The organism is Aliiroseovarius sp. CAU 1755, assembly GCF_054482655.1.
Genome location: NZ_JBTLRH010000002.1, coordinates 856,845 through 876,697, shown reverse-complemented (window position 1 = coordinate 876,697; position 19,853 = coordinate 856,845). Strand labels below are relative to the sequence as shown.

The window sequence follows — 19,853 nt, the reverse complement described above, 5'->3', positions numbered from 1 at the left end:
TCCTTGTGGGCATGGGTGTCTTGGCAATGTTTGGCAAGTTGCGCTATCCCGGTCAGCAACGTATCGAGGCGTTGAAGTGTAAGCGTTGCGGGCGGTATCGCCTGGGGAAAGCCCCGTGTGATTGTAAAGGGAAGGGCTAAGACTTGGATCTGATCTATGCCTCGCTTGGCCTTGTGATCCTTTTGCTGGCGGGCGACAGCCTTGTGCGCGGTGCAGTCAACCTGTCGCTGCGCCTTGGGGTGCCCGCGCTGATCGTCTCGCTGACGATTGTCGCTTTCGGCACGTCTGCACCCGAGTTGTTGATCTCGGTTCAGGCAATTGCGGAAAACGTGCCCGGTTTGGCGATGGGCAACGTGGTCGGATCGAACACGGCCAACATCCTGTTGGTGCTCGGTGTGCCTGCGCTTATGGCAGGGTTGTCGACCGGCAATTGCGACACAAAGAAAAGCTATTTGCAGATGATGGGCGCGACCGTGCTGTTCATCATCCTCAGCCTTCAGGGCGTCATCACATGGGTGCAAGGTCTGGTGCTTCTGGCTGCCTTGGGGCTGATGCTAAGCTCTGCTTTTCGCGTGGCGCTGTCGCATCGCCGCGCGACAGCGAACGGGGCACTGGTCGCCCTGGACGACGAAGAAGAGGTCGAAGGCGCCGACCCCGACATGCCGTGGTGGAAGGTCATACTGTTCCTTGTGCTGGGTCTGATCGGTTTGCCGCTGGGGGCAGATCTGCTGGTTGACGCTTCGACCAATATCGCGCGTTACTATGGGGTTTCAGAAACGGTGATCGGGCTGACTTTGGTCGCGCTTGGAACGTCACTGCCGGAACTTGCCACGACCGTGATGGCCGCCTTGCGCAACCAAGCCGAGGTTGCACTGGGAAATGTCATCGGGTCGAACATGTTCAACCTGCTTGCCATCATCGGGATTGCCTCGTTGGTTGGCCCGATCCCGGTCGAGCCGGGCATCCTTAAGTTTGATCTGTGGGTGATGCTGGGGGCGTCGGCGCTTTTGGCGCCGTTCGTGTTCCTGAAATGGCATATGGGCCGCGTCTGGGGCATCATTCTTTCTGTGCTGTATGTCGCCTATATTCTGGCCGTTCTGGGAGGTGCATAAGTGGTGCAGAAACGCGCATTGGTGACAGGCGCCGGCGCGCGGTTGGGGCGTGCCATGGCCTTGGAGCTTGCGCGCGCCGGATATGATGTTGCGGTGCATTTTGGCACCTCCGAAGATGGCGCGCGTGAAACCGCAGACGCCATTCAAGCGTTGGGGTGCAGTGCTGTGACCTTGCAGGCCGACCTGCTGAACATGGCGCAGGTCGACACGCTTGTGCCGCGCGCCGCCAAAGCATTGGACGGACCGCTGAATGTGCTGATCAACAACGCTTCGATTTTCGAACATGACACTTTGGCCAGCGCGACGCAGGACAGTTGGGACCGCCACATGTCGTCGAACCTGCGCGCCCCATTCTTTTTGACGCAGGCTTTTGCGGCTCAGGCGCCCAGGGCGACGCTGGATGAGAGCGGCGAAAGCATGCCGCACGCTTTGGTGGTCAACATGCTGGATCAACGGGTTCGGAAGCCGACGCCCGAGTTTATGACCTACAGCCTTGCCAAACATGCCTTGTGGGTGTTGACCCAGACCGCCGCACAGGGTCTTGCCCCGGATATTCGTGTAAACGCCATCGCGCCCGGATCCACTTTGATTGGGGCGCGACAATCTCCGGCCCATTTCCAAGCGCAGCGGGCCGCATCAATCCTGAAGCGCGGCGCAAATAGCGATGATATCACGGCAGCGCTTGCCTATTTTCTGGCAGCACCTGCGGTCACGGGACAGATGATTGCGGTGGATGGCGGGCAACATTTGGGATGGGAAACGCCTGATATTCTGGGTGTCGAATAAGGCAGGCTGCTTGTGCGAACGGTTGCTTGCAACAAAACCGACGCGAAAGTTGTGCACCTGTGAAATTGTCAAACGTCGATGGTCATATTTTCTGCAATGATTTCATTAATTTACAGCGTGTTCATATTTCTTTCCTTTAATAACAAGGGCTTATATATGTGCCTAAAAAATAGGCAGATCAACGAAGCAGGCCGAAAACAAAGGATTTTTCTTGATGCGCAAAACATGTCCTCAGAGTTATCCACAGAAAATGTGGGCATGTTTTCTCTTGTGCAAGGCGCGGTAAGGTTGCAGACGCGCAGAGAATCGGAAATGTGCCGACATGAGCCAAGATGAACCGCAGGCGAACGCCGCAACAGCCGCCACACCAACCGGGTATGAGGTTGTCCAGACATATCTGAAAACGCTCGACAATTCGCCGGGTGTTTACCGAATGCTCGATGCAAAGGGGCGGGTCTTGTATGTCGGCAAGGCGCGAAACCTGAAGAAACGCGTTTCGAACTATGCCAAGCCCACGGGGCATTCGGCGCGGATCGCGCGGATGATCAGCCAAACGGCCTCGATGATGTTTCTGACGACGCGCACGGAAACCGAAGCCCTGTTGTTAGAGCAGAATCTGATCAAGCAATTGAAGCCTCATTTCAATGTGCTCTTGCGCGACGACAAAAGCTTTCCAAACATTCTTGTGACGGGGCACGACTATCCACAGATCAAGAAGCATCGCGGCGCGCGCAGGGAAAAAGGCGCCTATTATGGACCGTTTGCCAGTGCAGATGCGGTGAATAGGACGCTGAACCAGTTGCAGAAGGTGTTCTTGCTTCGCAATTGCTCGGACGCGATGTTCGAAACCCGCACCCGGCCTTGTCTGCAATACCAGATCAAGCGGTGTTCTGGCCCATGCGTTGGGAAAATAGATGCCGAGGGATACGCCACCCTTGTGCGCGATGCCGAGGATTTTCTGTCGGGCCGCACAACAAAAATGCAGGAAAATCTGGCCGGTGAAATGCAAGCAGCCTCCGAGGCGATGGAGTTCGAAAAGGCCGCCATCCTGCGCGACCGTATCCGCGCGTTGACCCAGGTTCAGCAAGCACAAGGCGTCAACCCGCGCGGCGTGGCCGAGGCGGATGTAATCGCGTTGCACATGGAAGGGGGGCAGGCCTGTGTGCAGGTCTTTTTCATCCGCGCGCACCAGAACTGGGGCAACCGCGATTTCTATCCGCGCACAGGGGCGGGCGCTGGGCCGGGCGAGGTGCTGCAAGCGTTCGTCGGGCAGTTCTACGACCAAAAGGAACCACCACGGTTGATCCTTCTGTCCGACCCGCTGGATGAACAGGACCTGATGTCACAGGCGCTTGGCGAAAAGCTGGGCCGCAAGGTTGAAATCTCGGTCCCGTTGCGCGGTGAGAAATCGGAACTGGTTGCCAACGCCCAACGCAATGCCCGCGAAAGCTTGGGCCGCAAGATGGCGGAAACGGCCACGCAAGCCCGTCTGCTGGAGGGGCTTGCGCAGGCCTTCGATCTGGTTGGCCCGCCACAGCGGATCGAGGTTTATGACAACTCGCACATACAGGGGGCACATGCGGTGGGCGCGATGATTGTGGCCGGGCCGGAAGGCTTCATGAAAAGCCAGTATCGCAAGTTCAACATAAAGGGCGATGACCTGACCCCCGGTGACGATTTCGGTATGATGAAAGAGGTGCTGACCCGCCGTTTCAAGCGCCTTTTGAAAGAAGATCCCGACCGCGAGGGTGAACACTGGCCCGAACTGCTGTTGATTGATGGCGGTGCGGGGCAGGTAAGCGCGGTGCATCAGATCATGGAAGAGCTGGGTGTGACCGACATTCCGATGATCGGGGTGGCGAAGGGGGTCGACCGCGATCAGGGGAAAGAAGAATTCTACCGACGGAAAAAGCGCCCCTTCGCGTTGAAACGGAATGACCCGGTTCTGTATTTCATCCAACGTCTGCGCGACGAAGCGCATCGCTTCGCGATCGGCACCCACCGCGCCAAACGCGCGAAAGCGCAGGGGGCGACACCGTTGGACGACGTGTCCGGCGTCGGGGCCGCGCGCAAACGCGCGCTTCTTGCTCATTTCGGATCGGCCAAAGCCGTCAGCCGCGCAGGGCTTGAGGACCTCAAGGCCGTGGATGGTATTTCCGAAACACTGGCGGAAACCATCTATGGCTTCTTCCATGACAAAGGCTGACGCGGTAAGGATAATCCCATGAAATGGAACCTGCCAAATATCCTGACCGTTGCCCGGCTTGTTGCCGCGCCCTTGTTGCCGGTCATGTTTCTTTACTTCGCGCGTCCTTGGGCGGATTGGTACGCGATGATCCTGTTCATCGTGGCCTCGATCACCGACTACCTTGATGGCTACTTGGCGCGTGCGTGGAAGCTTGAAAGCCTGTTTGGCGCGGCGATGGACCCGATTGCCGACAAGGCGATGGTGTTGATCGCGCTGCTTGTCATCAATGGTTATGCGGGCGTGACGCCTTGGATCTTGCTGCCCTCGGCGCTGATCATCTATCGCGAAGTCTTTGTGTCTGGCCTGCGCGAAACCCTGGGCGACAAGGCACGTGCGCTAAAGGTCACCAATCTGGCGAAATGGAAAACGACAGTGCAGATGGTGGCGATTGCCATTCTGTTCTCGACCGGGATTTTCCAGCACAGCTTCATTGATCGCATTCAAGGCATGGATCAGGCCACAATTGATGGCGTGTTTGACGGCACTGTCACTGACGAGGTCGGGCTTCTGTTTTACGAGGCTGCAGGCCGCTGGTCGGCATGGGTTGGGATCGCACTGCTGTGGATTGCAGGCGCCCTGACCGTCGTAACCGGATGGGATTATTTCCGAAAGGCGATGCCTTTTCTGAAAGAGGAGCAAGACCATGGTTGAGGTCATGTATTTCGCGTGGGTGCGTGAACGCATCGGTGAACCGCGTGAAAAGATCGAGACAAAGGCCGAAACAGTTGCCGAATTGGTGAGCGAATTGCGCGCGCGCGAACCGCGCTATGCTGCGGCGTTCGAGGATTTGTCAGCCCTGCGGGTGGCGTTGGATCAAGAGCTTGCAGATTTCGATGCGCCCTTGAAAGGGGTCAGAGAAGTCGCGTTCTTCCCACCGATGACCGGGGGATAAGATGACCGTTCGGGTGCAGGCCGAAACTTTCGACCCCGGTGCTGAACTGTCCGCTTTCGGGCAAGGTCGCGCAGATCTGGGTGCGATCGTCAGCTTCACGGGTATCGTTCGGGACGATGCGGGCTCGCTTGACCGGATGGTAATCGAACACTATCCGGGCATGACGGAAAAGGCGATTTCGCAGATCGTTGCGCGGGCGGTTGACCGTTGGGCGCTGGCAGATTGCCTGGTGATTCATCGCCACGGCTCCTTGCAACCCGGCGAGCAGATTATGATGGTTGCCACGGCCTCCAAACACCGCGTCGCCGCGTTTGAGGCGGCAGAATATCTGATGGATTACCTGAAATCCCGCGCGCCGTTCTGGAAGAAAGAATTCACACGCGACGGCGCCACCGATTGGGTGGCGGCGAAGGTCGATGACGAAGACGCGCTGAAACGATGGTCTGACTAAGCGCTAAGTGCGTCGCGGCTCAGCTGGGTTGCGTGGTTTGTCGTTCAGGCAGGATCTGCTGCGCGATACCAGCCCCCAAAAGATAAACCGACGTCACGACCAACCCCCAATGCGCCCAGCTTTCCGGGTGGAAATCGACCCAAGCGGCCCACCCGGCAAAGAACGTCCAGGCCAGGGCACAGGGCAAGCTGACCAGCCGCCACCGCTCGGTCCGCACAGGGTGGATGAACTTCAGTGGCAAGAACATCGCCACGGCCAGTGCTGACACCAACAACAGCAAGACCCAGAAATTTGGTTCGGTTGCGAACAAGACGATGACCAGCATATTCCAACAGCCCGGAAAGCCCGAGAAACTGTTGTCTTTGGTCTTCATCCGAGTGTCCGAGAAATAGATCGCGCTGGCGAAGGTGATCACGATGATCGCGAACCAGCCCGTCCAGCCCGGCATCAGCCCGGATTTGAACAGCGCGTAGGCCGGTATGAAAACATAAGTCAGATAGTCGATGATCAGGTCCATCAATACGCCATCGTATTGTGGTGCGTTGACCTTGACGTGATAGCGTCGCGCCAATGGTCCGTCGATCCCATCCACCCCGAAGGCCACGACCAGCCAAAGAAACATCAGGCTCCACTTTTCATCTACTGCGGCCAGCATTGCCAACATGGCAAACACGGCACCTGTCGCGGTCAGCAGGTGAACAAGAAGGGCTTTGGTCGAGATTTTCATGCGCGCTTTGTGCCGGAAATTCACTTTGGGGGAAAGAAGAAACCTTGAACCTACATCATCGCGTGTCAGGCGCGCGGATGGGCGGACTGATAAACCTCCAGCAGGCGCGAAGTATCGACCGAGGTGTAGGCCTGTGTGGTCGACAGGCTGGCATGACCCAGAAGCTCTTGAATGGCGCGCAGATCACCGCCAGCAGCCAGAAGGTGCGTCGCAAAGCTGTGGCGCATGGCGTGCGGTGTCGCAGTGGCGGGCAGGCCAAGTTGCAGGCGCACCTGCTCCATCACCTTTTGCACGATGCGCGGGCCAAGTGCGCCACCACGCACGCCCCTGAACAGTGGCGCGTCAGGTGTGGCAGGGTGGGGGCAGAGGCGACGGTAGGCTTCGACTGCGTCGTGCGCTGCGGGCAAAACGGGAACCAGCCGCTCTTTCCCGCCTTTGCCCTTGATCCGCAACGTGTCGGGCAATGGGGCGTCCTTGCAGCAAAGGCTCAACGCTTCGGAAATGCGCAATCCACAACCGTAAAGCAGGGTCACAACGGCGATGTCGCGCGCGCCAACCCAGTCCTGCCGTGCTTGCACACCAGCCGTTTTAATAACCGCTTTCGCAGCATCTGGCGCAAGCGGACGCGGTAGCTTTCGTGTGAATTTCGGGCTGCGTGTCGACAAAACGGCCGTCGCATCAAACCCATCGCGTTCGCTGAGCCAGCGGTAAAAGCTTTTCACGGCAGACAGGGAACGGGCCAAAGACCGAGCGCCAACGCCTCGATTACGCTCGTTCGCCATCCATGCGCGCATGTCAGACAAGGTAACAGCGGCCAACGCGCCCCGCCCGGTCGCGCCACCGAGGTGACCAGACATGAAAGCCAGAAACCCGGCAAGGTCGGTTTGATAGGCGGAAATCGTGTTGACCGACGCGCCATCCAGCGCCCGGATGTGATCAAGCCACGTGCAAAGCGCGTCGCGCGCGCCTTCGGAAATCATCAATGTGTTTGTGGCGGTCACGACAACCAGCGGCGCATGGCCCGTTCGAAGACGCCACCAAAGAAAGACAAAAGATCGGTGCCCTGTCCCGGCTTGAACTGGTCGGGGTCCTCTACGCCGAGAACCAGCATGCCCGGCAGGCGTCCCTCTCCCAAATCAAGGCGGATACAGGCTTCGGACCGCATCCAGCATCCGGTATCGCCATAGATGGTTTGATCTTGTTCCAGCACCTGACGCAGGAAAACCTGCCGCGACGATTGATCGGTTCCGACCCCCAGATAGTCAGCGATAAAGCCGGGTTCTGCGATCGAAAGCACCTTGCCCAACCGTTCGACAGCGCTGTTCTTTTCGTCCTGCAGGGTTTCAAGCACCAGACGCACGCAATCAACGCGCAAGATCTCGGCAACTTCGCCGCCGAGATCGTTCATGAACAGCTCGAAATCCGCGGGGTCCAGCATTCTAAGCACAGCGCGGTGGATCAGATTCATCCCCGAGATGTTGTCATATGCAGCGGCAATCACTGATCGGTGGGTGTCTTCCAGCCGGTCAAGCCGGGCCTCAAGCCGCTCCATCGCGATGCCGCGCATATCGACGATATTCGCACCCATTGCGCGTTCATTCGCCGCGATCAGGGCGTGCATGATGTCGTGATCGTCCAGGATGGCTTCGGGTTGCGCGATTAACTGCTCGCGCAAATCTTCATTGATCGTAACCGGTACGCTCATGTTCTGCCTCGGGTTCGTTTTGTTATTTTTCCTGAATATACACCAAGCATTGGCCGATTGTTGTATATTTTTGGTTAACCAAAACAGAAAAAGGGGGCCGTGGCCCCCTCGTAACAGTTCTGTCTGGATCGCGTTGCGTTACAGGATCTTGATGCCCGCTGCTTTGATGTCGGCCAAAAAGGCGTCCAGGCCTTTGTCGGTCAACACGTGTTTGGCCATCGCTTCGATCACTGACGGAGGTGCGGTTGCAACATCCGCTCCTACCAGCGCGCAGTCTTTCATATGGTTGACCGACCGGATTGAGGCCGCCAAAATCTGCGTCTCATATCCATAGTTGTCATAGATGGTGCGAATGTCCTCGATCAACTCTATGCCATCCAGATTGATGTCGTCCAAACGGCCGATGAAGGGCGAGATGAAGGTCGCACCAGCTTTGGCGGCCAGCAGGGCTTGGTTGGCGGAAAAGCAAAGCGTCACGTTGACCATGCTGCCTTCGTCGGTCAGCACCTTACAGGCTTTCAAACCATCCCAAGTCAGCGGCACCTTCACCGCGATGTTGTCGGCGATCTTGGCCAGTTTGCGGCCCTCGGCGATCATGGTGTCCGCGTCGATGGCGGTGACTTCGGCGGACACGGGACCATCCACGATGTCGCAGATCTCTTTGGTCACTTCCAGAATGTCCCGGCCCGATTTCTTGATGATCGAGGGGTTGGTGGTCACCCCGTCGATCATGCCAAGGTCGTTCAGTTCCTTGATGGCGGGAATGTCGGCGGTATCAGCGAAAAATTTCATAAGCGCGGCTCCTGCAGCTATTGAGCGTTTGCGCTCTCATACCCCATGGGCGCGCGGGCAGAAAGCCCTTATGGTGCGCTTGATGACAGGGAATCTGGCTATATGAGCGACGTTGAGCAGTTTCCGGAAGGCGCAAGGGTCGGCGTGCTGACCACCCAGCCACTGGACCGAATCCTGACCTACCGCGCGCCCGAAGGCGGTTGCGTGCAAGGCGCGTATGTTGAGGTGCCGCTTGGCCCGCGCAAAGTGCTGGGCGTGGTGTGGGGGCCGGGCGAGGGTGGCTTTGACGCCTCCAAACTTCGCGCGGTGATCCGGGTGTTGGACGTGGCGCCAATGCGCACCGAGATGGCAGAGTTTCTGACCCGCGTGGGCGACTACACCCTGACCCCGATGAGCCAGATGCTGCGCCTTGCCACGCGTGCACCAGGGCTGTCCGACCCGCCGTCGATGCGCAAGGTTCTGAAGGCGTCAGGCCACCGCCCCAATCGCCTGACAGATGCGCGTGCCAAGGTGATGGACGCGTTGATGGACCAGCCCGGCGTCGGGTTTACCCAAAAAGAGCTGGCGGATCTGGCGGGGGTCACCGGTTCGGTCGTCAAGGGGCTGGTGAAACTGGGTGCCATTCGCGAAGAAGACACCCCGCGCGACATGCCCTATCCGCGCCTTGATCCCGACTTGCCCAGCAAAGACCTGACCGAGGAACAGGCGGTTGCCGCCAAACAATTGACCGATGGCGTGCGCGGGGGGCGTTACGGCACGACACTTCTGCGTGGGGTCACCGGCGCGGGCAAGACTGAGGTCTACCTTGAAGCCGTCGCTGCCTGCCTGCGCAAAGGGCGACAGGCGCTGGTGTTGCTGCCCGAAATCGCCCTGACCGCCGAGTTTCTGAAGCGGGTCGAGGAACGGTTCGGCGCGCGTCCCGCCGAATGGCACTCCGGTGTCACCATGACCGAACGCCGCCGTTGCTGGCGAATGGTGGGGCAAGGGGATGCCTCGCTGGTTGTCGGCGCGCGGTCCGCCCTTTTTTTGCCCTTCCGTGACCTTGGATTGGTGATCGTGGATGAGGAACACGACAGTTCCTACAAGCAAGAAGACGGTGTGCTCTATTCCGCCCGCGACATGGCGGTCCTGCGCGCGTCCATCTGTGACGCGCAAGTGGTGCTGGCCTCTGCCACGCCCTCGCTGGAAACTTGGGCCAATTGCGAAGCGGGCAAATACAACCGGATCGAGCTGACCAGCCGCTACGGCCCCGCTGTCATGCCCGACATGCGCGCGATTGATATGCGGCAGGAGGACCTGCCGTCACAAAGCTGGATTTCGCCCACGCTGAAAGCGGCCGTGACCCTGCGCATTGCGAAGGGCGAGCAATCGCTGCTTTTCATCAATCGCCGTGGCTATGCGCCTGTCACGATCTGCCGGGCCTGTGGGCACCAGATTGGCTGTGACCATTGTGACGCACGCATGGTCGAACACCGCTTTCAGAAACGCTTGGTCTGCCACCAATGCGGCGAGACGAAACCGATGCCAGACGCCTGCCCGGAATGTGAGGTCGAAGGGAAACTCGCCCCTGTCGGGCCGGGTGTGGAGAGGTTGGCGGAAGAGGTCCGTGCCAGCTTTCCTGAAGCGCGCGTGGCGGTGTTGTCGTCCGACCTGTTTGGGTCGGCCCGCGCGTTGAAAGAGCAGATCGAACTGATTGCCGACGGTGGCGCGGACATCATCATCGGCACGCAGCTGGTCGCCAAGGGGCACAATTTCCCCAAGCTCACCCTTGTCGGGGTGATCGATTCAGACCTTGGCCTGCAAGGCTCCGACCTGCGCGCTGCTGAACGCACGTTTCAACTGATCCGGCAGGTCGCGGGTCGGGCAGGGCGCGCAGAGACTCCGGGCGTCGCGCTGCTGCAAACTTTCCAGCCCGAGCACCCAGTAATCCGCGCGATTTTGGCGGGCGAGGAAGAGAAATTCTGGCGCGCTGAGGCGAGCGAGCGCCAAGCCGCAGGTGTGCCGCCATATGGCCGTCTGGCTGGCATTGTCCTGTCCTCGCCCGACATCCAAGCGGTCTTTGATCTGGGCGCCGAGATGGCGCGGCGATCAGAACCATTGATCCAGATCGGCGCACAACTTTATGGCCCCGCTCCAGCACCCATCGCGCGTGTTCGAGGACGACATCGGGTGCGATTGCTGGTGAAGGCCGACAAGGGTGCGCCCATTCAAGCGGCGCTGAAACGCTGGCTTGCACAGTTCCAGATCAAAGGGGATATGCGCGTGTCCGTAGATATTGATCCGCAGAGTTTTTATTGAAGCACCAGTCGACTAAATCCACATTCTACATGTTTCCGATGTCGCCGATCTAATCCGACTTTGGAGCGTATGCAGCAAAGAGCTCTGCTCCAGTCATCGTTTCTGTCTTGTCTGCCAAGGTATAGAAAGGTGGCTTTTCATCGATGAAAACCTGCAATGTCAATTGAAGCTCCGATTGATCGTCAAGAAGCCCGGCGGCTATTTGGAACTCGTTGCTATCGAGAATGTGATAGAACAGATTTGAACCACATTTGTTGCAAAAACCACGTTCGGCCCAATCAGATGATCGTATCTTGCTGATATTGTTTTCGCCCTGAAACGATACGTTTTCGCAGGAAATCTCAAAAAACGGCCCAGAGGACCATCGGCGACACATGTCGCAATGGCACGCTGCCACTGTTGGTTTGTTCGCAGTGCCGGTGAACTTGACTGCACCGCACATGCATTTGCCGGTTAGCTCAAACTTGGACTCCATAGCTTAACCTCCCTACGTTCATTTCTACCAACGCCTCAGGCAATGTTATCACAGTTGGCCGTAGCCTACTTTAATGGCGAACGCCTAGTCCGCGAAAAGACGGAAAGCGCCAGGATTGGGTTCAAAGCCCGGATGAGCGAATGTAGTCGAGTTTTGGACAGACCTTACTCTGCCGCCACGCCAACAGCTCCGCGCTGATCCACCAGCGCATCTGTCACTATCGCACCGATCCACATGCACAAAAGCGCAAGCCATGCGGTGCCGACGAAGATGGAGCCACCCGTGACGCCCGCGCCAATCGCGCAGCCACCCGCCAGCATCGCGCCGAAGCCCATCAGGACGGCACCGAACATTGAGCGACGCATGATGGCCTCATTATCGAACCCCTGGAACTTGAAATCACCCGCGAACCAACTGGCGGCGAAAGCGCCGATCACGACGCCCGGCACTAGGCCCACGTCGAACTCAAGCACGGGGTCGGGGATCAAAAAGAACATCAGCGTGTTGGCCGAGGGGCCAGAGAAGGTGGCCGAGGTGACAGACACCGGTTCGAACGCAGCCAGCGACAGTTGATAGGTCAACACCCAGCCAAGCGCGACGGCGAAGCCTACTCCAGACCCGAAAACCAGTCGTTTATAACCCATACCCGACCGCCGCGCGATGTAGATCGCAAGGATTGCCGTGATCAGGCCAAGGGCCAGACCTGACCATTCTGGAACACCGATTGCGGTCAAAAGGTTCACGTTTACGCCCCCTTCGGTCATCCAAAGACGGGCAAGATAGTCGCGGGTCGGCGATAGCCAGCCATGCAAGCTCATCTGGGCGACAACGGCGAAGATCAGGCCGGATACGACCGAGCGCAGGTTTCCCGTGGCCGCCAGCACCAGAAGGCGGCCCGAGCAGCCGCGCGCCAGCACCATACCAACCCCGAACATCAAACCACCGATGACAGCGCCCGACCAACTGCCGGTCACGGCCATCATGCGTGCATCTTCGGGTCGCAACAGGCCCAGAAGCGATGCACTCTGAACCCAGACCAGTGCGGTCGAGAAGGTCAAAAGCCAGATCGCAACGGAACTGTCCATCATCCTTCGCGCGAACTCGACCGTTGCGGCACGCAGGCAAAAGCGTGAGCGCTGGGCAGACACGCCAAACACGATGCCGGTGATCAGGCCGAAAACGGCGGCTGTCGGTTGCTCTCCGATGCGGTCGATCAGGGGGACGATATCCATTGGACCTCCTTTAATTGCAGGGGATTTTGCCAATTCTGATGCGCGCCTGCCTTGACATATATCATAATCGCATCTTGTTGTGTGAATGCGTTTTGGCCTCGCCACCGGGTGAATTCAGGCTTATTGCGGGGGCATGAGACACCAAATTCTGACCCTGGAGGAGGCCCGCGCCCAACCTTTTTGGCGCCGCCCCATCTTCCTGTTGATGCTGATGGCAGCGGCCATGCCGATTGCGTTTTTCACATGGTCGGCGCTGTTGAACAACTTCGTGATCGAAGCCGCAGGGTTCACCGGCGTCGAGATTGGCTGGCTGCACACCGTGCGCGAGATACCGGGCTTTCTGGCGATCGGGGTCATCGCCCTGTTGATGCTGTTTCGCGAGCAGGTTCTGGGGGTTGTAGCACTTGGGATGCTGGGGGCCGCCACTGCGATTACTGCGTGGTTTCCAAGCTTTGGCGGGATTTTGACCATCACAATGTTGTCGTCGATCGGGTTTCACTATTTCGAGACGGTGAACCAGTCGCTTCAGCTGCAATGGATCGACAAGAAACGCGCCCCGCAGATGCTGGGCTGGATCATGTCGGTCGGTTCGGCGGCGGCTTTGGTCAGCTACGGGCTGCTGGTGCTGACCTGGAAGGCCTTCGACCTAAGCTATAACCTTGTCTACATGATCGCCGGAGGCACCACGCTCGCCATCGCGATCTTCTGTTTCTTCGCCTACCCGCAGTTTGAAAGCCCTGAACCGCAGCTCAAGCAGTTTGTCTTGCGACGCCGCTATTGGCTCTATTATGCGCTGCAATTCATGGCAGGTGCGCGGCGCCAGATATTCACGGTCTTTGCGGCCTTCATGATGGTCGAACGATTCGGCTTTGAGGTGCACGAGGTCACCGCGCTGTTCCTGATCAACTATGTCGCCAACATCTTCTTTGCGCCCTTGATGGGCAAGGCGGTGGCCATTTGGGGCGAACGGCGCGCTTTGGCGTTTGAATATGTCGGGTTGATCTGTGTGTTTCTGGCCTATGGCGGCATCTATTTCTTCGGCTGGGGGGTCGTGCTGGCGGCAACGCTCTATGTGGTTGATCACCTGTTTTTTGCGCTGGCCTTTGCCCTGAAAACCTATTTCCAAAAGATTGCGGACCCGCAAGACATTGCGCCCACAGCGGCGGTCGCGTTCACCATCAATCATATTGCGGCCGTGTTCTTGCCGGCGCTTTTGGGGTATCTTTGGGTGGTGTCGCCGGGCGCGGTCTTTGGATTGGCGGCCGCCATGGCAAGCGTTTCGCTGATGCTGGCCTTGTTGATCCCGCGTCACCCGGAAAAGGGTAACGAGACTGTGCTTTCGCGCGTGGTTGCACACGCGGCCCAGTGACGCCACCTTTAAAGGTGCGCAAACAGGAGGACGCAGGATGTTTGGACGGAAAAAACTGACGATGGTTGATCACAATGCGGCCCTGCCGGGGCGTGCAGACCCGATCCTGACAGCCTCGACCCATCATGTTTTTGGGCGCCCCCTGACGATGGATGTGCCAGACGGGTTCGACGTCGCCATATTCGGCATGGGTTGCTATTGGGGGGTCGAGCGGATTTTCTGGCAGCTTCCCGGCGTTTGGCTGACCATGGTCGGAAACGCGGGGGGTGTGACCCCCAATCCGACATACGAAGAGGTCTGCACCGGACAGACCGGCCACACCGAAGCGGTGCGGGTCGTGTATGATCCCGCGGTGACCAGTTATGACGCATTGCTGAAAGTGTTTTGGGAAAACCACGACCCCACGCAAGGGATGCGGCAAGGCAACGATATGGGCACGCAATACCGCTCAGCGATTTATGCGACGGATGCACAGCAACTGGATCTTGCGAAGGCGTCAGCCGCGCGCTACGCGCCGCAGCTTGCCGCAAAGGGCTTTGGCCCGATCACAACGGAAATCGCCCCTGCCGGACCGTTTTATCTGGCCGAGGCCTACCACCAGCAATACTTGTCGAAGAACCCGGCAGGGTATTGCGGCATCGGTGGCACAGGCGTCAGTTGTCCGATCGGAACAGGCGCTTAGCGACCGGTTTGAATGGGATCAGCGGTGGTTGACCCTTCACACGCATGCGGCTAGGCCCCCTTCTAGCATAGAAAGGATCCAGCCATGCCCACATGGACCGCATTGACCACCATAGAAGGTCAGGACGCCGCCGACGCGCTGGGCGCGGCAATGGAAAACCTGACGCCCGAGCCGACCGGCATCGGCGTGTTCGAAGTCGAAGATGGCAGCGGACTTTGGGAAGTCGGCGGCTATTTCGTGGAAGAGCCGGATGCGGCGGGCTTGGCCCTTCTGACCAAGATGTGCAGCGCCAAGGATTTCGCCGTGTCTGAACTGCCCGAAATCGACTGGGTCGCCCATGTCAAACGAGAGCTCACCCCGGTCGAAGCCGGGCGTTTCTTTGTGCATGGCAGTCATGATGCCGACAAAATCCCGGAAGGCAGGATCGCCTTGCTGATTGACGCGGCAATGGCGTTTGGGACAGGCCACCATGGAACGACACTCGGTTGCCTCAGAGCGTTGGACCAGTTGATCGACGACGGGTTTGTTGGGCGACGTGTTGTCGATATTGGCTGCGGCACGGCGGTGCTGGCCATGGCAGCGGCGCAGGTTTGGCCTGATCCGGTACTGGCCAGCGACATCGACGAAGTGGCGGTTGATGTGGCCCGTGCCAATGTCGACGCCAACGCTCTGTCCGATCGCGTCACCTGTGTCGAGGCCGCAGGCTTTGCATCACCAGCCCTTAAACAGGCCGCACCCTTCGATCTGGTGTTCGCGAATATCCTTAAGGGGCCGTTGATTGGACTGGCTCCGGACATGGCGCGGCATGTTTCAACCGGAGGTTATGCGATTCTTTCCGGCATCCTAAACCCGCAGGCCGACGAGGTGATTTCGGTTTATGCACAAAACGGGTTCAATCTGGTTAACAGAGATGAAATTGTTGACTGGACGACGTTAATTCTTGTGAAAAACTAGATAATTATTGCAATAAACAGTCGGTTTGCTGGAGTTTGTCACGTTTTTGCCTTATTCTGACGTGGGAAGGGTGTTTAAATAATTAGGGGGAAAGGGTCTATTATGACTGATGCACAAGTTCAGGACTTTCAGAAGCGCGTCCGTAGTATTAGCAAGCAGCACCGCAAGCTGTCGCAGGGATATGTGCAACTGGTCGAACGTGACGGATTGTTGGTTCCGAAAACCTCGCGCCGTGCGCGTCGGGGCTTTCCGATCAAAGGCCTGATCATCACGGTTGTTGGCTTCATCGCTTTCAAGGCATTTCTGTTCGATCAGGTCGGGGCGATCAATTACAATGATCGGGTTCAGGCTTTGTCGAAAGGCACCGCGCTGGAACAGGCCGGGGGCTGGGTGATGCAAGCCGATCCCCTGACACAACGACTTGCAGAGCTTCTTGCAGGGTACCTATAAGCGCAACTCAGCAGAAAGTTTACCATTTGGACCCGCGCTTTTTGCGCGGGTTTTCTTATTGCGCCTTTGCATCTGCCAGCCGTTCAGGCATCGACCGATGCCGGGCCAATCTGGCGCGCATCTTTCGGCCCGTCACCTGGTGCCACCAGCGTCGGGCCCTTCGAAAGCTCGTTTTGTAAAAGACCGTTTCGGCGCAACGCTTGCGGTTCTGAAGGGCGCCTCCTTGCCTTGCACCGGATTGTCTCGGCACGAGCCTGGCTGTATCGCTTGGCCAAGCCGATGAGCTTTGCGTCCCGGCGGCGCTTCAAGTTTCGTGTTTTAGTCTGGCAAAACTGCTTTGCCTTGCCTATCTGCCTTGTCTAGAAAGGCCCGAGCAAAAGATTGGAGACGCCAGATGGCAAAGATTACCTATGTCGAGCACAATGGAACGAAACACGTCGTGAACGTTGCAAACGGCCTGACTGTGATGGAAGGCGCGCGCGACAACAACATTCCGGGGATCGAGGCGGATTGCGGTGGCGCTTGTGCCTGTTCGACCTGCCATGTCTATGTGGACGCGGCGTGGGTCGACAAGGTGCCTGCCAAGGATGCGATGGAAGAAGACATGCTCGACTTTGCGTTTGAGCCGGACGCAGAACGGTCGCGTTTGACCTGCCAGATCAAGATTACCGACGATCTGGATGGCCTTGTCGTGCATATGCCCGAAAAACAAATTTGATGGCCTTGGTGCACCGCGTCGACCCTCGCCCTTTTGGCGGTCGGTCGTGCGCGGTGCGTTACATCTGTTGCGCATGATGGCCCGCGCTTGGCGTCTTGCGCCTTTCAGAGCGCCCGCCACCCAATATCTGACCGATTAAACCCGCCCGGCCAATCAATCTTGTCGATCATCGCATAAGCACGGTCGCGGGCCTCTTGCAGGCTGTCGCCGCGTGCGGTGATATTCAGGACACGCCCGCCGGTGGCTGTGATCTTACCGCCCACCTCGGTGGTGCCAGCGTGAAACACCATATTCTTCGAGTCTTCCGGCAGATCGTCCAACCCGTTGATGATTGACCCTTTCTGGTAAGCGCCGGGATAGCCATTGGCTGCCATCACCACGGTGATCGCATGATCATCCGCCCAGTTCACTTGGGCCTCATCCAGCCGCCCCTCGGCACAGGCCAGCATCAGGTCCAACGCCTGCGCGCCCAGCCGCATCATCAGGACCTGACATTCCGGGTCACCAAAGCGCGCGTTGTATTCGACCAGCCGTGCCTGCCTGTCCTTGATCATGAACCCCGCATAAAGCACCCCTTGATAGGGTGTGCCACGCTTGGCCATTTCGGCCACGGTGGGTTCAATGATCTCGCGCATGGCGCGGGCGGCAATGTCGTCTGTCAGAACGGGGGCAGGGGAATAGGCACCCATGCCGCCGGTGTTCAGCCCTGTGTCGCCATCGCCCACACGTTTGTGGTCTTGCGCGGTGCCGATGGGCAGGGCGGTCTTGCCGTCGCAGAGGATGAAGTAAGATGCCTCTTCGCCCTCCATGAATTCTTCGATCACGACTTCCGCGCCAGCCCCGCCAAATGCACCGCCGAACATGTCGTCGATGGCGTCCAGCGCCGTCTGCTCGTCCATCGCGACGATCACGCCTTTGCCGGCTGCCAGACCGTCGGCCTTGACGACAATCGGTGCGCCCTGTTCGCGAATATAGGCCTTGGCGGCATCTGCGTCGGTGAAATGACCATAGGCAGCGGTTGGCGCGCCCGCGGCATCGCAGACCTCTTTCGTGAAGGACTTGGATGCCTCAAGCTTCGCGGCCTCGGCTGAGGGGCCGAAGACACTGACGCCCGCCTCGCGCAGACGGTCGGCCACGCCTTTGGCCAAGGGCGCTTCCGGCCCGATGATCACGAAATCAATGGTGTTTTGCTGCGCAAAGGTCACCACCGCGTCACCGTCTTCGATGTCCAGCGATGCACACTCCGCGATCTGCGCCATGCCTGCATTTCCGGGGGCCACGATCAGCCGGTCGCATTTCGGGTTTTGCATCACAGCCCACGCCAGCGCATGTTCACGCCCGCCGCTGCCCAGAATAAGGATGTTCATGGCTCTTCCCCCGCTTGGCCTTCTGTCATCGGCGTTCTAAGGTCGGGGCGCTGAAATCACAAGGAAAGAGACACCGGCCCATGTCCGACCTGATCGACGATCCACAGCCCGGCGAAAACGCACCGGAGTTCACCGTCTCGGAAATCTCCGGCGCGCTGAAGAAAACAATCGAGGGGGCATTTGGGCGTGTCCGCGTGCGGGGCGAAGTTGGGCGGGTCATGCTGGCGCGGTCCGGTCATCTGTATTTCGACGTGAAGGACGACCGATCTGTTCTGGCCGCGGTCAGTTGGAAAGGGCAGGTCAGCCGCCTTTCGATCAAGCCTGAAGAAGGGATGGAGGTCATCGTCACCGGCAAGCTGACCACTTTTGGCAGCCAGTCGAAATACCAATTGAACGTCGATGATGTCGTCGTCGCGGGCGAAGGCGCGTTGATGGCAATGTTGGAAAAGCGCAAGAAAACGCTGGCGGCAGAGGGACTTTTCGCGCCCGAACGCAAGAAAAAGCTGCCTTTCCTGCCCGAAGTGATTGGCGTTGTCACATCACCGTCCGGTGCGGTGATCCGCGATATCTTGCACCGCCTGCGGGACCGTTTCCCGCGCAAAGTGCTGATCTGGCCCGTCGCCGTGCAGGGCGAGGCGTGTGCGCCTCAGGTCGCCGCCGCAATCGAAGGTTTCAACCGTATGCAACCGGGCGGCGCGCTGCCGCGTCCTGACTTGCTGATCGTTGCGCGCGGTGGTGGTTCAATCGAGGATCTGTGGGGGTTCAACGAGGAAATCGTCGCCCGCGCCGCCGCCGCGTCGGATATTCCCCTGATCTCGGCGGTGGGGCACGAGACGGACACGACCCTGATTGATTACGTGTCTGACTTGCGCGCGCCGACGCCGACCGCGGCTGCCGAACATGCCGTGCCAGTGCGTCTGGAATTGCTAGCGTGGACCGAGGAACAAGGCACCCGCTTGACCCGTTCGTTGGAACAGGCGTTGACGCAACGCGGCCAGCGCCTGCGCGACCTGTCGCGTGCCTTGCCGCGCCCCGAGGCGCTGTTGGACAACCCGCGCCAGCGGCTCGACACGGCCAGCCACAAACTGCCCTCAGCCCTGCGTCATGTTGCACAATCCGGTCGCGTGAAGCTGACAGAGGCGTCCGCAGGTCTGCGCCCGCGCGTTCTGACCGCTCGACTGGCCCCGATGCGGGACCGGCTAAACATGGCGGGCGCACGCTTGGACCCCGACCGCATCACAGACGCCAACAAACGCCGAACGGTTGAGATCACCGGACTGTCTGCGCGATTGGATCGGGCCTTCTTGGCAAATACAAAGCGGCACGAGGATCGGCTGACCAGCCTTGAACGAATGCGCCAAACGCTGGGCTATACCGAGACGTTGAAGCGTGGGTATGCGGTTGTGCGGGGCGACGGAGATGTGGTGACCAACCAAGCCGCTGCCGCAAAAGCCAAAGCGCTTGAGATCGAGTTCGCGGATGGTCGATTGGCGCTGGATGGGTCAGGGACATCGGCGGTGAAGCCGATCAAACCCGCAACAAAGCCCAAGCCCAAAAAGGACGCCCCCGATCAAGGATCGCTGTTCTAGCCGGTA

20 protein-coding genes are annotated in these 19,853 nt (G+C 58.9%); 13 read left to right on the top strand and 7 right to left on the bottom strand.

The annotated features are described in order from the left end of the window. The first annotated feature begins 143 nt into the window (after positions 1-143). The 6 genes from ACXYMP_RS11340 (at position 144) to ACXYMP_RS11315 (ending at position 5,489) form a co-directional block, all read left to right on the top strand. Positions 144-1,112, top strand: coding sequence for a calcium/sodium antiporter (locus ACXYMP_RS11340; protein ID WP_458906356.1), 969 nt, complete (start codon positions 144-146; stop codon positions 1,110-1,112). A gap of 3 nt (positions 1,113-1,115) precedes the next feature. Continuing rightward, the gene (locus ACXYMP_RS11335; RefSeq protein ID WP_458906354.1) at positions 1,116-1,898 is read left to right on the top strand and encodes an SDR family oxidoreductase; all 783 of its coding nucleotides are present in this window, start codon (positions 1,116-1,118) and stop codon (positions 1,896-1,898) included. A 322-nt stretch (positions 1,899-2,220) separates the two neighbouring features. Beyond that, a complete protein-coding gene (uvrC, locus tag ACXYMP_RS11330; RefSeq protein WP_298569069.1) occupies positions 2,221-4,104 on the top strand; it encodes an excinuclease ABC subunit UvrC in 1,884 nt (627 codons plus the stop codon). A gap of 18 nt (positions 4,105-4,122) precedes the next feature. Beyond that, entirely contained in the window at positions 4,123-4,797 is a 675-nt protein-coding gene (gene pgsA / locus ACXYMP_RS11325) for a CDP-diacylglycerol--glycerol-3-phosphate 3-phosphatidyltransferase (RefSeq protein ID WP_298569071.1), read from the top strand. Then, complete coding sequence (moaD, locus tag ACXYMP_RS11320) at positions 4,790-5,038, top strand: molybdopterin converting factor subunit 1 (RefSeq protein WP_298569073.1); 249 nt, start codon at positions 4,790-4,792, stop codon at positions 5,036-5,038. The genes pgsA and moaD overlap by 8 nt, the downstream gene beginning before the upstream one ends. A gap of 1 nt (position 5,039) precedes the next feature. After that, the gene (locus ACXYMP_RS11315; protein ID WP_298569075.1) at positions 5,040-5,489 is read left to right on the top strand and encodes a molybdenum cofactor biosynthesis protein MoaE; all 450 of its coding nucleotides are present in this window, start codon (positions 5,040-5,042) and stop codon (positions 5,487-5,489) included. A gap of 19 nt (positions 5,490-5,508) precedes the next feature. On the opposite strand, the gene ACXYMP_RS11310 is transcribed toward ACXYMP_RS11315, so the two are convergent. The 4 genes from ACXYMP_RS11310 to fsa all read right to left on the bottom strand — a co-directional run bounded on the left by ACXYMP_RS11310 (position 5,509) and on the right by fsa (position 8,713). Continuing rightward, a complete protein-coding gene (locus ACXYMP_RS11310) occupies positions 5,509-6,216 on the bottom strand; it encodes a CDP-alcohol phosphatidyltransferase family protein (protein WP_298569077.1) in 708 nt (235 codons plus the stop codon). 65 nt (positions 6,217-6,281) lie between these two features. Continuing rightward, positions 6,282-7,196, bottom strand: coding sequence for a tyrosine recombinase XerC (locus ACXYMP_RS11305; RefSeq protein ID WP_458906521.1), 915 nt, complete (start codon positions 7,194-7,196; stop codon positions 6,282-6,284). A gap of 17 nt (positions 7,197-7,213) precedes the next feature. Beyond that, positions 7,214-7,921, bottom strand: a complete 708-nt coding sequence (locus ACXYMP_RS11300) for a DUF484 family protein (RefSeq protein ID WP_298569079.1) — start codon at positions 7,919-7,921, stop codon at positions 7,214-7,216. A gap of 138 nt (positions 7,922-8,059) precedes the next feature. Further along, positions 8,060-8,713 (bottom strand): fructose-6-phosphate aldolase, encoded by a 654-nt coding sequence (gene fsa / locus ACXYMP_RS11295; protein ID WP_298569081.1) that lies wholly within the window; start codon positions 8,711-8,713, stop codon positions 8,060-8,062. A 102-nt stretch (positions 8,714-8,815) separates the two neighbouring features. On the opposite strand from fsa, the gene ACXYMP_RS11290 reads away from it, so the two are divergent. Next, positions 8,816-11,011, top strand: a complete 2,196-nt coding sequence (locus ACXYMP_RS11290; RefSeq protein ID WP_458906350.1) for a primosomal protein N' — start codon at positions 8,816-8,818, stop codon at positions 11,009-11,011. A gap of 49 nt (positions 11,012-11,060) precedes the next feature. On the opposite strand, the gene ACXYMP_RS11285 is transcribed toward ACXYMP_RS11290, so the two are convergent. Together ACXYMP_RS11285 and ACXYMP_RS11280 are read right to left on the bottom strand one after the other, a co-directional pair. After that, on the bottom strand, positions 11,061-11,486 hold the full coding sequence (locus ACXYMP_RS11285) for a GFA family protein (protein WP_298569085.1): 426 nt from the start codon (positions 11,484-11,486) through the stop codon (positions 11,061-11,063). Between the two features lie 164 nt (positions 11,487-11,650). Then, on the bottom strand, positions 11,651-12,718 hold the full coding sequence (locus ACXYMP_RS11280) for a YeeE/YedE family protein (RefSeq protein WP_298569087.1): 1,068 nt from the start codon (positions 12,716-12,718) through the stop codon (positions 11,651-11,653). A 133-nt stretch (positions 12,719-12,851) separates the two neighbouring features. Here ACXYMP_RS11280 and ACXYMP_RS11275 point away from each other — a divergent pair, with 133 nt between their 5' ends. The 5 genes from ACXYMP_RS11275 to ACXYMP_RS11255 all read left to right on the top strand — a co-directional run bounded on the left by ACXYMP_RS11275 (position 12,852) and on the right by ACXYMP_RS11255 (position 16,891). After that, complete coding sequence (locus ACXYMP_RS11275) at positions 12,852-14,087, top strand: MFS transporter (protein WP_298569089.1); 1,236 nt, start codon at positions 12,852-12,854, stop codon at positions 14,085-14,087. 37 nt (positions 14,088-14,124) lie between these two features. Next, complete coding sequence (gene msrA / locus ACXYMP_RS11270) at positions 14,125-14,769, top strand: peptide-methionine (S)-S-oxide reductase MsrA (RefSeq protein WP_458906346.1); 645 nt, start codon at positions 14,125-14,127, stop codon at positions 14,767-14,769. Positions 14,770-14,853: 84 nt separating this feature from the next. Next, positions 14,854-15,723: a 50S ribosomal protein L11 methyltransferase gene (locus tag ACXYMP_RS11265; protein ID WP_458906344.1), complete on the top strand. Its 870-nt coding sequence runs from the start codon at positions 14,854-14,856 to the stop codon at positions 15,721-15,723. 102 nt (positions 15,724-15,825) lie between these two features. Next, the gene (locus ACXYMP_RS11260; RefSeq protein WP_298569095.1) at positions 15,826-16,173 is read left to right on the top strand and encodes a hypothetical protein; all 348 of its coding nucleotides are present in this window, start codon (positions 15,826-15,828) and stop codon (positions 16,171-16,173) included. A 394-nt stretch (positions 16,174-16,567) separates the two neighbouring features. Continuing rightward, positions 16,568-16,891, top strand: a complete 324-nt coding sequence (locus tag ACXYMP_RS11255; RefSeq protein WP_458906342.1) for a 2Fe-2S iron-sulfur cluster-binding protein — start codon at positions 16,568-16,570, stop codon at positions 16,889-16,891. A gap of 104 nt (positions 16,892-16,995) precedes the next feature. Here the strand turns inward: ACXYMP_RS11255 and purD are convergent, their stop codons facing one another. Continuing rightward, a complete protein-coding gene (purD, locus tag ACXYMP_RS11250; RefSeq protein ID WP_458906340.1) occupies positions 16,996-18,258 on the bottom strand; it encodes a phosphoribosylamine--glycine ligase in 1,263 nt (420 codons plus the stop codon). Between the two features lie 80 nt (positions 18,259-18,338). Between purD and xseA the strand changes: the two genes are divergently transcribed. Beyond that, on the top strand, positions 18,339-19,847 hold the full coding sequence (gene xseA, locus ACXYMP_RS11245; protein WP_458906338.1) for an exodeoxyribonuclease VII large subunit: 1,509 nt from the start codon (positions 18,339-18,341) through the stop codon (positions 19,845-19,847). The last annotated feature ends 6 nt before the right edge of the window (positions 19,848-19,853 follow it).